The 14,303-nt window shown below is 61.9% G+C and carries 13 protein-coding genes; 8 read left to right on the top strand and 5 right to left on the bottom strand.

The window, feature by feature from the left end; all coding sequences use genetic code 11:
- The first annotated feature begins 38 nt into the window (after window positions 1-38).
- Complete coding sequence (locus AC2ISB_RS12220; RefSeq protein WP_486575216.1) at window positions 39-2,600, top strand: TIGR02302 family protein; 2,562 nt, start codon at window positions 39-41, stop codon at window positions 2,598-2,600.
- Between the two features lie 55 nt (window positions 2,601-2,655).
- Here AC2ISB_RS12220 and AC2ISB_RS12215 read toward each other — a convergent pair whose 3' ends face one another.
- A complete protein-coding gene (locus AC2ISB_RS12215) occupies window positions 2,656-4,080 on the bottom strand; it encodes a zinc-ribbon domain-containing protein (RefSeq protein WP_486575214.1) in 1,425 nt (474 codons plus the stop codon).
- A 161-nt stretch (window positions 4,081-4,241) separates the two neighbouring features.
- Between AC2ISB_RS12215 and AC2ISB_RS12210 the strand changes: the two genes are divergently transcribed.
- Genes AC2ISB_RS12210 through AC2ISB_RS12200 form a run of 3 tightly spaced genes read left to right on the top strand, consistent with a single transcriptional unit; the run spans window position 4,242 to window position 6,546 of the window.
- The gene (locus AC2ISB_RS12210) at window positions 4,242-4,913 is read left to right on the top strand and encodes a cell division ATP-binding protein FtsE (RefSeq protein ID WP_486575213.1); all 672 of its coding nucleotides are present in this window, start codon (window positions 4,242-4,244) and stop codon (window positions 4,911-4,913) included.
- On the top strand, window positions 4,910-5,803 hold the full coding sequence (locus tag AC2ISB_RS12205) for a cell division protein FtsX (protein ID WP_339108472.1): 894 nt from the start codon (window positions 4,910-4,912) through the stop codon (window positions 5,801-5,803). The genes AC2ISB_RS12210 and AC2ISB_RS12205 overlap by 4 nt, the downstream gene beginning before the upstream one ends.
- Window positions 5,803-6,546 carry a lysophospholipid acyltransferase family protein gene (locus AC2ISB_RS12200; RefSeq protein ID WP_339108471.1) on the top strand — a complete coding sequence of 248 codons (744 nt, stop codon included), beginning with the start codon at window positions 5,803-5,805 and terminating at the stop codon, window positions 6,544-6,546. The genes AC2ISB_RS12205 and AC2ISB_RS12200 overlap by 1 nt, the downstream gene beginning before the upstream one ends.
- Here AC2ISB_RS12200 and AC2ISB_RS12195 read toward each other — a convergent pair.
- On the bottom strand, window positions 6,543-7,079 hold the full coding sequence (locus AC2ISB_RS12195) for a GNAT family N-acetyltransferase (RefSeq protein WP_406735914.1): 537 nt from the start codon (window positions 7,077-7,079) through the stop codon (window positions 6,543-6,545). The two genes, AC2ISB_RS12200 and AC2ISB_RS12195, sit on opposite strands and share 4 nt — an antisense overlap.
- 82 nt (window positions 7,080-7,161) lie before the next feature.
- The gene (locus AC2ISB_RS12190; protein WP_406721618.1) at window positions 7,162-8,121 is read right to left on the bottom strand and encodes an acetyl-CoA carboxylase carboxyltransferase subunit alpha; all 960 of its coding nucleotides are present in this window, start codon (window positions 8,119-8,121) and stop codon (window positions 7,162-7,164) included.
- Window positions 8,122-8,244: 123 nt separating this feature from the next.
- Here AC2ISB_RS12190 and AC2ISB_RS12185 point away from each other — a divergent pair, with 123 nt between their 5' ends.
- Window positions 8,245-8,712, top strand: a complete 468-nt coding sequence (locus AC2ISB_RS12185) for an AraC family transcriptional regulator (RefSeq protein WP_339108469.1) — start codon at window positions 8,245-8,247, stop codon at window positions 8,710-8,712.
- On the opposite strand, the gene AC2ISB_RS12180 is transcribed toward AC2ISB_RS12185, so the two are convergent.
- A complete protein-coding gene (locus tag AC2ISB_RS12180) occupies window positions 8,713-9,669 on the bottom strand; it encodes an L-malyl-CoA/beta-methylmalyl-CoA lyase (protein ID WP_339108468.1) in 957 nt (318 codons plus the stop codon).
- A 303-nt stretch (window positions 9,670-9,972) separates the two neighbouring features.
- Here AC2ISB_RS12180 and dgcN point away from each other — a divergent pair, with 303 nt between their 5' ends.
- From dgcN to AC2ISB_RS12165, 3 genes are all read left to right on the top strand, one after another.
- The gene (gene dgcN / locus AC2ISB_RS12175) at window positions 9,973-10,998 is read left to right on the top strand and encodes an N-acetyltransferase DgcN (RefSeq protein WP_339108467.1); all 1,026 of its coding nucleotides are present in this window, start codon (window positions 9,973-9,975) and stop codon (window positions 10,996-10,998) included.
- A gap of 115 nt (window positions 10,999-11,113) precedes the next feature.
- Complete coding sequence (dgcA, locus tag AC2ISB_RS12170) at window positions 11,114-12,076, top strand: N-acetyl-D-Glu racemase DgcA (protein WP_339108466.1); 963 nt, start codon at window positions 11,114-11,116, stop codon at window positions 12,074-12,076.
- A gap of 20 nt (window positions 12,077-12,096) precedes the next feature.
- A complete protein-coding gene (locus tag AC2ISB_RS12165) occupies window positions 12,097-12,960 on the top strand; it encodes a D-amino-acid transaminase (RefSeq protein WP_406721431.1) in 864 nt (287 codons plus the stop codon).
- A 77-nt stretch (window positions 12,961-13,037) separates the two neighbouring features.
- Here AC2ISB_RS12165 and AC2ISB_RS12160 read toward each other — a convergent pair whose 3' ends face one another.
- Window positions 13,038-14,129: a calcium-binding protein gene (locus tag AC2ISB_RS12160; protein ID WP_486575208.1), complete on the bottom strand. Its 1,092-nt coding sequence runs from the start codon at window positions 14,127-14,129 to the stop codon at window positions 13,038-13,040.
- Window positions 14,130-14,303: the final 174 nt, after the last annotated feature.

The following is a 14,303-nucleotide window of genomic DNA, read 5'->3' as shown; positions in this document are numbered from 1 at the left end:
CCTGTTCCGGGCGTGCTCTACATGCCCGGAAAGGACCGATGACCCTGCGCAAGCCTGATCCCGCCCGGACATATGCCGACCCCGCTTTGCGTCGGGTGGCCCGTAAAATTGCGCAGACCCGTCTGGGGCTGGTGGTTGAACGTGGTCTGCGGGCGTTCTGGCCTGCGCTTTCGCTCTGCGCGGTCGGTATGGCGGCCCTTGTCTTCGGGATCTTGACGCTGCCGGCATGGATTGGCTGGGCTGGCCTCGGGCTTTGGGGGCTTGCTCTGACAGTCAGCCTGATTGCGGGCTGGCGCGTTTTCCGCTGGCCCAGCCATGCTGAGGCCGTGGCGCGTGTGGATGAGACCTTGCCGGGGCGTCCGTTAACCGCTTTGGCCGATGATATGGCGCTTGGGGGCAGTGATCCCGCAAGCCGGGCTTTGTGGCAGGCGCATATTGCCCGCATGACAGAGCGCGCGAAAACTGCCCGAGCGGTGCGCCCCAATCCCGATCTGGCCCCGCGTGATCCCTATGCGCTGCGTTTGACGGCGATCCTGCTGCTGGTCAGCGCGCTGGTGTTCGGGGCACCCTCCCGCATGTTTGAAAACGGTGCCTTGCCCGGAGGAACCGCGCCCGCGCTGGCGGCAATGGGCCCCAGTTGGGAAGGCTGGGCCGAGCCGCCGCGTTATACCGGACAACCGGGGCTCTATCTCAACTCTCTCAAGACCGATACGCTGACCCTGCCCGAGGGCACCCGTTTTTCTTTCCGGTTCTATGGGGATGCCCGCAAGATCGGGTTTCGCGAAAGCGTGTCCAGTCCGGCCGTCGCGCCGCAAGATACAAGCGGCACCGATGTATCGCGCCGCGATTTCGAGGCGGTGCAAAGTGGCATCGTCGAGATTTCTGGCATGGCGGGCCGCAAGTTCGATATCCGGATTTCGCCGGATGATGCCCCTGAAATCCGTCTGACGGGGGCGGTCGAGCGGCGTGCCGATGGGAAGATGGTGCTGCCGTTCCACGCCTCGGATGATTATGCCGTGACCTCCGGTCAGGCGAGGATCCAGTTGGATCTGGCGGCGATTCCGCGCAAATTCGGCCTGAAGGTCGATCCCGAGCCGCGCGAGGCGCTGATCTATGATCTGCCGATGCCCTACACCGGTTCACGCAAGGCATTTGACGGGTCTTTGGTCGAAGATGCCGAAAAGCATGCATGGGCCAATCTGCCGGTCAAGCTGGAGCTGGAGGTGACCGACGGGCGCGGCCAGACCGGATCTTCGGGCTGGCAGGCGATTGTTTTGCCCGGACGGCGGTTCTTTGATCCTCTGGCGTCGGCATTTGTCGAGATGCGTCAGGATCTGTTGTGGAACCGTGGGAATGCGGCCTATGTTTCCGATATTCTGAAAGCTTTGAATAATCGCGCGCCCGACCTGATCAGATCTGCCGAGGTGCGCGTGTTGCTGCGCGGCGTGATCGGGCGGCTGGATCAGGGGCTTGATACGCCGGAGGCGCGCGACGCGATGGCTGACATGCTATGGAATATGGCCGAGCTGGTCGAGGATGGCGGTCTGTCGAATGCGTTGGAGCGCATGCAGCGGGCGCAGGAGCGCCTGTCCGAGGCCATGCGGAATGGCGCGTCGCAGGACGAAATCGACAAGCTGATGCAAGAGCTTAAAGACGCGACGGATGATTATATCCGTATGCTGGCAGAACGCGACCAGACGCAGGGCGATCCGACGCAGAATCAGGATCAGCAGAGCCAGCAGATTACCGGCGACCAGTTGCAACAGATGATGGACGAGATTCAGCGTCTTATGAAAGAGGGCCGTATGGCCGAGGCGCAAGAGCTGCTGGAGCAGTTCAACCGTATGATGCAGAATATGAAAGTCACGCAGGGCGACGGGCAGGGGCAAGGTGGTCGTCAGATGCAGAACTTGCGTGACACTTTGCGTGAACAGCAGGAGCTCTCCGATGATGCGTTCCGCAATCTGCAAAACGGTCAGCAGGGGCAAGAGGGCCGGAGCGGTCAGGACAGTCAGAACGGTCAGAATAATCAGAACGGTCAGGCGCAGGATGCGCCGCCGCCATCCGGATCAGGGCAGAGCCTTTCGGACCGTCAGCGCGCCCTGCGTCAGGAACTGGATCGCCAGAAGGGACTGCTGCCCAATCTCGGGTCCGCCGAAAGTGACCGTGCCCGCCAGCGACTTGATGATGCGGGCGAGGCGATGGGCCGCGCCGAGGATGCGCTGCGCAAAGGGGATAACGGACGGGCGCTGGACAATCAGGCCGAGGCCATCCAGTCGCTGCGCGAAGGTATGCAGGCGCTGAACAATGCGCAAAACGGCGAAGAGCAGCGTCAGGCGGGCCAGCAACAACAGGGCCAGCAAGGCCAGATGCGCGACGGGGAGGGCGGTCAGGGTGGCCAGCGGGCGATGCCCCGCGATCCGCTCGGGCGCTCGGCCGGAGATGGCAACCGTGTCGGAACCGAAGAGAACATGCTTCAGGGCGAAAACCCCTATGGCCGCGCCCGCGATCTGCTGGACGAGATCCGGCGTCGTCAGGCCGAGCGGGACCGCAGCGCGCAAGAGCGCGATTATCTGGACCGTCTGCTGGACAGGTTCTGAACGGAGGCGGTTTCACAGGGGCGCTGCGTGCGGACCTGTGTCGCGGAGCGCGGCGTCAAGCGGTGCCGCCGAGCCAGATGATCAGCTTTTCAAGCTGGTCATCCAGCGCCAGACGGGCTTGGTCGACCTTGGTCACATAGGCCTGCAAGGGGCGTTGCGCGGCAGGAACCGCGGCTGCAATCTGTGACGCCCCGAGATAGATGGCCAGCAGGATGGCCGCCAGCCCGACAACCAGAGAAAAGCCCAGACGGAAGCTGCTGCGCCGACGCGCCAGAGTTTGTGGTGCATCATAGGCCGCAGCATGGCGCCCGCGGTCCGAGGAGGCGCGCAGGGTCGAATTGATTTCCTCGATATCCGGCAGCTGGTCGCGGCGGCTGAGCTGATGGATCGGGTCGGAGGCGGGGTCCGGCTCCACATGCACCAACTCGACGGCCTCCACGTGCGGCGCCTCTTCCGCAACGGGGGCGGGCTGGGATTCTGGCTGTGGTTCGGGCTTGGATTCGGGCGCGGGACCCTGCGCAGGGGAGAGGTCGCTTGTATAGCTGATCGAGACATGCGCCTGCGCATCCGGTTCCGGCAGGCTAGCCTCGGGCGCGTCGCTGAACTGGTCTGCCTCGGGAAGCACCGCGCCGATATGGTAATCCGGATCGTCTTCCTCGAAGCCGTCATCGGGCTGCGGCGGGGCATAGGCCGCAAGGACCGGTGCCTCCTCGCTCGGCAGGGCTGCCTCGGTGATATCGGCATCGGTGATACCGGCATCGGGCAGCGCCACTTCCGCGACCTCGGAGGTGGCCGGTGCGCTTTGCTCGTTTTGCCTGAGAAGCGCCAGCTTGGCCTGAACACGGCTGGCTGCTGCCTGAGCGACGGGTTCCAGATTCATCTCTTCCTGCGTTTGGAGCAGGCTCCCCTCGGCGCGGCGGGCCTGCGCCTCGCGCTCCGCCTCTTCACGCAAGATCGCCAGCAGCCCGTCATCCAGCTTGCGCCGTGGCATCATGCCGGGTTGGGGCGCCGGACGCAGATCCTCTGCCTCGTCTTCCTGGGGGGGCTCTTCCTCGCGGGGCTTGTCTGGCGATGCCTCGCCAGATGCCGTTTTTTCCGGGATCTCTGAAGATTCAGAATTGTCAGATATCTCGTCCGCAGCCGCATCAGCGACGGCGCTTCCCTCCGTTTCAAGCGGTTCTTTGTCGCTTTCCAGCGCCCTGGCAATATCTGCCGCGATCGCGTCATCATGCAGGTCCTGTGCCCGATCGGCATCGGCCAGTGACGTGATCGCATGACCGGGCTTCCATGCAGACGGGGCGATCTCTTCGGCCGGTTCATCGCGGGGGTCTGTCATCGCATCGGGCAGCGCCTGCATCCGCGCCGAGGGCTGGAACCACATCGTCCCGCAATTGGCACATTGCACATCGCGCCCCGCATCGGGGATCACCGAGTCATTGACTTCGTACTGGGCTGCGCATTTGGGGCAGGTCAGTCGCATTAAGGATATGCCTCGGTTACTTAACTTATGGGCCCAATGCGTCCGGATAGGACGCCATCGCCAATCTGGCAATTCATTTTACGATGTTGTAGCAAGCAGCCAATCATTATCCAAGTAGTAGCGTCGTTGCGGTGAAAAATGGCGATGCAAGGGGGCCTTTGGTGATCGAACTAGAAAATGTCGCGATTGGCTATAACGGGGTCGAGCTTCTGTCCGAAGTCTCGCTCAAACTGGTCCCCGGATCGTTCCATTTTCTGACGGGGCCTTCGGGGGCGGGGAAGACCTCGTTTCTCAAGCTCTGCTATGCCGAGCTTCTGCCGGTGGCGGGCCATGTCAGCCTGATGGGGCAAGATATCCGCACGATGACCCGCGATGACCGCGCCATGATGCGGCAGCGGATTGGTGTGGTGCATCAGGATTGCCAGTTTCTGGACCATCTGCCGGTGATCGAGAATGTCGCGCTGCCGCTGACCGTTTCGAGGCGTCCTGCGCATCCGCAGGAATTGGGCGAGCTGCTGTCTTGGGTCGGGCTGCGCGGTCAGGCGAATGCCCTGCCGCCGCAGCTTTCGGGGGGCGAACGCCAGCGCGCGGCTTTGGCCCGCGCCGTGATGATGAGCCCCGATGTCATTCTGGCCGACGAGCCGACGGGGAATCTTGACTGGGAGATGTCGCTGCGTCTGCTGGGGCTTCTGGTCGAGCTGAACCGGATGGGCAAGACGGTGGTGATTGCCACCCACGATCTGAACCTGATCCGGCAGGCCAAGGCGCAGGTGCAGGCGCGGGTGCTGCGCATTTCCGGACGGCGGTTGCAACTGGCGGGAGCGGACCTGTGATTTCCCTGAACTTTCTCAAGATCGAACAAGGCACTGCGGCGCGGGTCGTGCCGCCCACGGGCTTTACCGCGCGGCTGACACTGATCACGGCCGCAGCAATGGCCTTTCTGGCGGTCTTTGCGCTGGCGCTTTCGTTGGCGACCAACCGTTTGGCACATCGCTGGGCCGATGCGTTGGCGCGCACCGCCACCGTTCGGATTTCGGCCCCCGAGGACCAGATGCAGACGCAGGTGGATGCGGTGCTGAAGGTGCTGGGCGAGACGCCCGGAATCTCGGAATATAAGGCGCTGGACGATACGCAGATGCTGGCCCTTCTCAAGCCGTGGTTCGGTGCTGACCTGCCGGTGGATACGCTGCCCTTGCCGCGTCTGGTGGAGATTACCGAGAACGGGCAGGGGATTGATGTCGAGGGGCTGCGGCTCCGGCTTCAGGCCGAGGCTCCCGGTGCGGTGCTGGACGACCATACCCGCTGGCGCAGGCCGCTGGTGCAGGCGGCTGGCCGGTTGCGCATGCTGGGGCTTGTCTCGCTGGTTCTGATCGGCGGGGCGATGGCGGGGATGATCACGCTGGCCGCTCAGGCGGCGCTTGCCGCCAACGGACAGGTGATCCGCACCCTGCGTCTGGTGGGCGCGCGTGACCAGTTCATCGCCAGCGCCTTTGTGCGCCGCTTTACCGCGCGGGGACTTGCGGGCGCGATGATCGGCACGCTTCTGGGGATGGCGGCTGTGGCGCTTCTGCCCGATGCGAGTCCGGCGGGGGCGTTCCTGACAGGGCTCGGGTTTAGCGGGGCGGGCTGGCTCTGGCCGCTCCTTATTCCGGTTCTGGCGGCGCTTGTGGCCTTCGGCGCAACGCAATTCGCCGCCATGCGCATGCTGAAAGGGATCCGCTGATGCAATATCTCCGCTCGCTCGTCTTCATCGTGCTGATGTATCTCGTGATGGCCGTAATGGCGATCTGCCTGTTCCCCGTTGCCCTGATCGGCGGGCGCGGCGTGGCCATCGTGATCTGCCGCAGCTTCTGTCATTGGGTGCGCTTTTCGGCGCGCTGGATTGTCGGATTGCGGACCGAAGTGCGCGGCACCGTTCCGGAAGGGGATGTGCTCGTTTGTGCCAAGCACCAGAGTTTCATGGATATCCTGATGATCTATTCGGTCCTGCCCAAGGGCAAGTTCATCATGAAACGCGAACTGGTCTGGACCCCCTTCGTGGGCTGGTATGCATGGCTGATCGGCTGCATTCCGGTTAACCGTGGTAAGGGCGGGGCTGCGGTGAAAGCCATGCTGAAAGCCGCCAAGAAAGGGCAGGAAAAGGGCGGCCAACTGGTGATCTTCCCGCAAGGCACCCGTGTCGCTCCGGGGGCGCAGAAGCCCTATAAGGTGGGGGCGGGGGCGCTGTATTCCACGCTGAAAACGCCCGCTGTTCCGGTGGCGGTGAATGTGGGGCTGTTCTGGCCCAAACATGCGATCCTGCGCAAGCCGGGGCTGGCGGTGGTGGAGTTTCTGCCGCCGATCGCTCCGGGGTTGAAGGTCGATGCCTTCATGGCCGAGATCGAGACCCAGATCGAGACCCGGTCCAACATGCTGATGGCCGAAGCCGGTATGCCGATCGTGGCCGAGCTGACGCCGAAGGGCTAGAACATATAGCCCAGCAGGTCGATCATGCCGGGGGGCCATTTCCGCGTCCCCAGCGGCTTGACCAGCAGCACGTCGCTCATCTCGCCCTCGATCACCGCATGGCTTCTCAATTCGTCAATCGCCAGCCAGCGCATCGGTGCAGCGGGAAGCGGACGATAGCCCCATGCGCGATAGATCTCGGGGCTGTCCGAAAACAGGATCGCAAATTCGCGGTCCTGCCCCAAAGCTTCCGCGGCCTGCACCAAAGCCCGCCCGATCCCCTGTCTGCGGGCTTTGGGGGTGACGCAAAGATCGATCAGCCCGATGATCCGGTAGGGAGTGCCCTCGATGGAGATCACGCGCCGGTCAATGCCGATCTGCCCCACCAGCGTCGGGCCCTGAAAGGCCAGCACGCGCTGATGCGGCTCTTGCTTGAAAAAGCTGCGCTCTTCGAAAAAGCCGGGAAAGGCCTCGTTGAGCAGGCCGGTCAGGGCAGCATCATCGTCTTCGGCAGAGGCCGTGCGGAGAGTGATCTTGTCTGGGTCGATACGCATGGCGCCACTGTAAGGAACGGCTGGCAAAGCAAAACCCCCGCCATTGGTGATGACGGGGGAGAATTTCGGAATGTCGGCGGCTTTATGCCGCAAGCCCTTTCGAGCCCATATCCAGAAACTTCTTGCGGCGCGATTTCACAAGCGCGACCCCGTCGCGGCCCGCCAGTTCTTTCAGCATGGCACCGATTTCCGTGCGCACGGCCTCGAAAGTTGCGGTGCGGTCGCGTTGGGCCCCGCCCAGAGGCTCCTTGATGATCCGGTCGATCACCTCGAGCTTCTTGAGATCCTGCGCGGTCAGGCGCAGCGCTTCCGCCGCTTCGCGCATTTTCTCGGCATCCTTCCACAGGATCGAGGCGCATCCTTCCGGCGAGATGACCGAGTAGATCGAATGTTCCAGCATCGCCACGCGGTCGCCTGCGGCAAAGCCTACGGCCCCGCCAGACCCCCCTTCACCAATGACAAGCGCAATCAGCGGCACCTTGATATTGAGGCAGGTCTGGGTCGAGCGGGCAATCGCTTCGGACTGGCCGCGCTCTTCCGCGCCCTTGCCGGGATAGGCACCGGGCGTGTCGATCAGGGTGATGACCGGCAGGCCGAATTTATCGGCCATTTCCATCAGGCGGATCGCCTTGCGATAGCCCTCGGGGCGGGCCATGCCGAAATTGCGGGCAATCCGCGAGGCGGTGTCATGGCCCTTTTCATGGCCGATCACCACGACCGGCTGGTCGTTGAAGCGCGCAAGGCCGCCCATAACCGCGTGGTCATCGGCAAAATTGCGGTCGCCAGCCAGCGGCGTGAACTCGGTGAAGAGCGCCTCGATGTAATCTTTGCAATGCGGACGCTCGGGATGGCGCGCGACCTGACATTTGCGCCAGGGCGAAAGATCCTTGTACAGATCCTTCAGCATCTGCGCGGCTTTCTTGTCCAGCGCAGCGGCTTCTTTCTCCACATCCATCTCTTCGTTTGCCCGTGCCAAGGCGCGAAGCTCTTCGGCCTTGCCCTCGATCTCGGCAAGAGGCTTTTCGAATTCGAGATAGCTGATCATCGTGACCCTCCGGTTGGCTCGATGGCGCCTATATGACCTCGCGCGCATGGAAATGCAACGGTAGGGCTGTGAGCTTGCGAAAGCTGTGCTACATCAGGGGCGAGGAAAGAGGAGAGCAGTATGATCGGAGAGGTGACCATCCGCACTCTGGCGGGTGTCCGTCTGGCGGGTCTGGCCCATCGCGGGGATTATCAGAACCTGACCGAAGCCTTTGCCCGCTTGGTGCATATGTTCGAGGACGGGCTCCTATGGGGGCATGTGGAAGGGGCCGCCGCCGTGGGCTATGACAATCCGCGGATAACGCCTGTGGAAAAACTGCGTTCGGATGCCTGTTTCATTGTGTCGGAGACCTGCCCGATTGTGCCGCCGATGAAAGAAATCCGTTACCCCGAAGGCCGTTACGCCGTTCTGGAGGTGGTCGGGCCCTATCGGCAACTGGCGCAGGCCTATGCCAAACTCAGCGACGAATGGTATCCCGCCTCGGGCGAGGAGCATCGCGGGCTGGTGGCCTATGAGGTCTATCTCAACAACCCCGAGGAAGTGCCGGAGCGGGAGCTGCGGACGGAAATCCGGCTCCCGCTGGCGTGATTAGACGCCGATCATCTCGGCCTGACGCACGATGACTTCGGCCTGACGCATCGAGGCGATATCCACAAGGCGGCCCTTATAGACAGCGGCGCCTGCGCCCTCGGATTTGGCCTGCTCCATCGCGGCGAGGATCTCGCGCGCTTCGGTGACGGCGGCCTCCGAGGGGGTGAACACCTCATTGGCGAGCGCGATCTGCTTGGGGTGAATCGCCCATTTGCCAACCATGCCCAGCGTGGCCGACCGCAGCGCCTGTGCACGGAAGCCGTCATCATCCGAGAAGTCGCCAAACGGCCCGTCCACCGGCAACAGCCCATGCGTGCGGCAGGCTGCCACAATCGCCGTTTGCGCCCAGTGCCACGGGTCGGACCAGTATTTGGCGCCTTCATGCAGCATATAGTAGTTTTCCTGCGTGCCGCCGATGCCGGTGGTCGCCATCCCCATCGAGGCCGCGAAATCGGCAGCCCCTAGGCTCATCGCCTGCAGGCGGGGCGAGCTGGCCGCGATTTCTTCCACATGGGCGATGCCCGCCGCAGATTCGATGATCACCTCAAGGCTGACCTTTTTGGTGCGGCCCTTGGCGGTCTCGATCGCGGTGATCAGCGCGTCAACGGCATAGACATCCGCCGCACAGCCGACCTTGGGGATCATGATCTGGTCGATGCGCTCCGAGCCTTCCTCCAGCAGCTCGACCACATCGCGGTACCAATAGGGGGTATCCAGCGCGTTGATCCGCACCGAAAGATATTTGTTGCCCCAGTCGATCTCATGGCTGGCGGCAATGATGTTTTTGCGGGCAACCGCCTTATCATTGGGCGCGACGCTGTCTTCGAGGTCCAAATTGATGACATCTGCCGCCGAGGCTGCCATCTTGGGAAAAAGCTTCGTGTTCGAGCCGGGTCCAAACAGCTGGCAGCGGTTCGGGCGGGCAGGCGGGGTAGGCTGGATGCGGAAACTCATCGTTCCTCCGGTAATGATGTTTCTATCCTGATGCTTGAGTTGATATATTGTTGCGCGTACGTTTTCAATCACTTTCTGCAATGCAGAATGAACGAGTCGTTTATGCGGCAGAGGATTGCTTGAATCTGTAAAATTTCAGATCAATCTCCGACTCTTTTTCAAGATGACGCAAATAAAATCGGCCAAATTGCCTTTTGTTGAAATATATTTCAGAATTATCTTTCAAAAATGCTCCAAATACCAAGGAAATTTCTGCGCAAAGGTCATAGCCTATGTCCAACAACCCATTTGGAGGCCTGAACGATGGCGCTTATCGAAACCCCGTATCTTCTGTTCCTTGGTGACGCGCCGGACGCTCTGGCCGCGAAAGTGGCGCAGGGCATCAAGGACTGGCGTCCCGAGTTTGCCGTGGGTCAGTTCCGCATGGCGGGCTGCAATGCCGATATGGGTCTGGCCGATATGACGCTGGAAGAGGCCGTGGACGCGGGCTGCAAAACGCTGGTGATCGGCGTGGCCAACCGTGGCGGTGTGATCTCGGCGGCGTGGAAAGAGGTTCTGGTGAAGGCGCTGGAAGCCGGTCTGGACATCGCATCGGGCCTGCACAACCTGCTGCGCGACGAGGCCGAACTGGTGGCTGCTGCCGAGAAAAACGGCCGTCAACTGCATGACGTGCGTATTCCTTCGGTGAAATATCCGATCGCCAATGGGGTGAAGCGCAAGGGCAAGCGCATGCTGGCCGTGGGCACCGATTGCTCGGTCGGCAAGATGTATACCGCGCTTTGTGTGGAAAAAGAGATGCGCGAGCGCGGCATGAAGGCCAGCTTCCGGGCAACCGGCCAGACCGGTATCCTGATCACCGGCGACGGTGTGCCGCTGGATGCCGTGATTGCCGACTTCATGGCCGGTTCGGTCGAATATCTGACCCCCGATAATGACGAGGATCACTGGGATCTGATCGAGGGCCAAGGCTCGCTGTTCCACGTGTCCTATTCGGGCGTGACCATGGCGCTGATCCACGGCGGCCAACCCGACGCGCTGGTGATCTGCCACGAGCCGACCCGTGACCATATGCGCGGCCTGCCGGGCTATAAGCTGCCTTCGCTGCAAGCCGTGCGTGATCTGGCGCTGCAACTGGCACAGGTTGCCAATCCGGCCTGTAAGGTTGTGGGTATCTCGATCAATACCAAGGGCATGCCCGAAGCCGAAGCCAAAGCCTATCTGGCCAAGGTCGAAGCCGAAATGGGTCTGCCCGCAACCGACCCCTTCCGCTTTGGTGCGGGCCCGCTGGTCGATGCGCTGGAAGCGCTTGACGCCGTCGCCGCCGAGTAAGCCCATGACCCGCCGGAACCAGTTTCCGGCGGGTTTTTACTGACACTCTTGGAAAAAGCCTTAGCTTGCGGGTCAAATGGCCTGCGACAGGCCCTGCCAGAGTGAGGAAGAGATCATGATCAAAGTTACCCCCGACAGTTTCAAACTCGCCGAGGCTTTCACCATCTCGCGCGGTTCGCGGACCCAATCCGATGTGCTGACCGTTCGGATCACCCGCGACGGTGTGACCGGCTGGGGCGAGTGCCTGCCCTATAAACGCTATGCCGAGACGCTGGAAAGTGTAACGGCGCAGATCAATTCGCTGCCCGAGGGCATCACCCGTATGGAGCTGCAAGAGGCGCTGCCCGCCGGTGCGGCCCGTAATGCGGTGGATTGCGCCTTGTGGGATCTCGAGGCCAAGAAAGCGGGCAAGCGCGTCTGGGAGATGGCGGGGCTTTCCGCACCCAAGCCGGAAGTGACCGCCTATACGCTCTCGCTCGATACGGTCGAGAAAATGCGCGAGAAAGCCGCCAAGAACGCCCATCGCCCCGTGCTGAAGATCAAGCTGGGCACGCCCGATGATATCCCGCGGCTTGAGGCCGTGCGCGAAGGGGCCCCCAAGGCCAAGATCATCCTTGATGCCAATGAGGGCTGGGAGATGGAGACCTTCCTCGATATCCAGAAGCACCTCCTGCGCCTGAATATCGCGATGGTCGAACAGCCGCTGCCTGCCGCCGCCGATGAGGGCCTGATGGGGGTCGAACGTCTGGTGCCGATCTGTGCCGATGAAGCCTGTCATGACCGCGCTTCGATGGCGCATCTGAAGGGCAAATACGACATGATCAACATCAAGCTCGACAAGACCGGCGGCCTGACCGAGGCGCTCAGCCTGCGCGATGTGGCGCTGTCGGAAGGCTATAAGGTGATGGTCGGCTGTATGCTGGGGTCGTCTTTGGGGATGGCGCCCGCGACCTTGGTGGCGCAAGGTGCCGCTATTGTCGATCTTGACGCCCCGCTGCTTCTGGCAGAAGACCGTGAGCAGCCGCTCTATTACGAAGATGGCAAAGTTTATCCGCCCGAAGCAGTGCTTTGGGGTTGAGGGAAGAAGGAGTAAGGCCGATGAGCCGTATCGTTTATCTCAACGGTGACTATATCCCCGAAGAAGAGGCCAAAGTGTCGATTTTCGACCGCGGCTTCGTTATGGGCGATGCAGTTTATGAAGTGACGGCCGTGATCGGCGGCAAGCTGTGGGACTTCGAGGGCCATGTGAAGCGCCTCGCCCGCTCGCTGAACGAGCTGGAGATGCAGAACCCGCTGACCCGCGACGAGCTTCTGGAGATCCACCGCGAGCTGATCAAGCGCAACCCCGATTTCATCGATGGCGGCATCTACCTGCAGATCTCGCGCGGGAATGCCGGCGACCGTGATTTCGCCTTCCCGCCCGCCGATGTGAAGCCGACCGTGGTGCTTTATACCCAAGCCAAGAACGGCCTGCTGGATGACCCCAAAGCCAAGAAAGGCATCAAGGTTATCTCGATCCCCGATCTGCGCTGGCACCGCCGCGATATCAAGACCGTGCAGCTTCTCTACCCGTCGCTGGCCAAAATGGCGGCCAAGAAAGCGCATGTGGATGATGCATGGTTTGTCGAGGATGGTTTCGTGACCGAAGGCTCGTCGAATAACGTCTATATCGTGAAGGACGGGAAGATCATCACCCGCGCGCTGTCGAATGACATCCTGCACGGGATCACCCGCGCGGCGCTGCTGAAATATGCCGCCGAGGCGCAGATGCAGATCGAAGAGCGTTCCTTCACCATCGAAGAGGCGCAGGCCGCCGATGAGGCCTTCTTCACCTCGGCTTCGGCCTTTGTGACGCCGGTCATCGAAGTGGATGGCAAACCGGTTGCAAGCGGCAAGCCCGGCCCCGTGGCGACCCGCCTGCGCGAGATCTATCTGGCCGAAAGCGCCAAAACGGCGCTGTAAGCGCGGCCCCCGAAACGGCAAAAGAAAACCCCGACCGCGCGGTCGGGGTTTTTGTCATCCGCAGGATCGGTTCTCGATCAGGCATTCAGGACGGTGGGCAGATAGGCTTGCTGGGTGAGGTCATCCACCAGCACGACCTGTTGCGCCAGCGTTTCCATATCCTCGGTGACGCCTTCCAGATAGGCCACGCTATTTCCGTTGATGCGCACCGTGGTACCCGCATCATCGGCCGAGATGGTGAAGGTCGAGGGCGGCCCCTGCATGGTGCTCAGCACCAGCACTTCGGGGTCATCCTCGGTCGTGCCCTCGCCGAAATCCTTGATGGTCACCGGATCGCCATAGGGCGAGCCAGCATTGGTTGCATTGACGATGAAGGCATCCTGACCATCGCCGCCCCACATGACATCGCCATCATCGCCGATCAGCAGGTCGCTGCCCGCGCCGCCATTGAGGGTATCGGAATTGCCCGCGATCGTATCCAGCGCGATCAGCCCGTCATCGCCATAGCCGCCATGCAGCGAATCCGAGCCCTGATGGTCGATCAGCACATCATCGCCGGTATTGCCGCGCAGCGTGTCATTGCCCGGGCCGCCAAGCAGCGCATCATTGCCCGCGCCGCCATCGATATAGTCATCGCCCGCACCGCCGATCCCGCCAAAGAAGCCCTGATCCTCAAGCGAGCTGATCAGGTCATCTATTGAGGAAAGCGTCGTCAGATCGCTCAGGTCGGCGGGGACGCTGCCCATGTCGTCGCCGCCCTTGAGCATGATCGTATCATCGCCATCCCCACCGATGATCGTGTCGCTGCCCTCGGTGCCGTGGATCCAGTCCCGTCCGGCTGAACCATAGGTGACCTGACCCGAGGCCGCGACCTGCCGTATCGGAGAGCTTTGCGTGTCACTTTGCGAGTCGTTTTCGCCAGAGGTGCTGTCATCGGTGCCGCTTTCCGAGCTGTCCTGCGCCGTTTCGTCCTCTCCGGTTTCCTCGGTCGTGTCGGTGGCTTCGGAGGCGCTATCCTCGGTGCTGTCCGGCTCGGTGGTGCTATCGCTTTGCGTGGCGTCGTCAGAGCTGTCGTCTTCCGCATCGTCGGTCTGCGTGCCGGTATCGGTATCGGTATCGGCGGTCATCTCGTCAGAGGGATCGTCGCTATCATCATCGTGATCGGACATGTCGTGGATGCCGAAAGCGAAAGCCAAAGGAAGAAGGGAAAGAAGTAAAAAAGCGCCCATGTCCGGCCCCAGCAGAATATAAGAATATCTGCTGGATATGTGATTGGATGGTTAAGTCAATCTTAATTCACACGCGCGCGTGATAATGCGTGAGGTTGAAAACTATTAACCTTG

It is taken from the genome of Thioclava sp. NS-SX20 (assembly GCF_057380695.1).
This window is presented reverse-complemented; position numbering and strand designations above follow the sequence as displayed.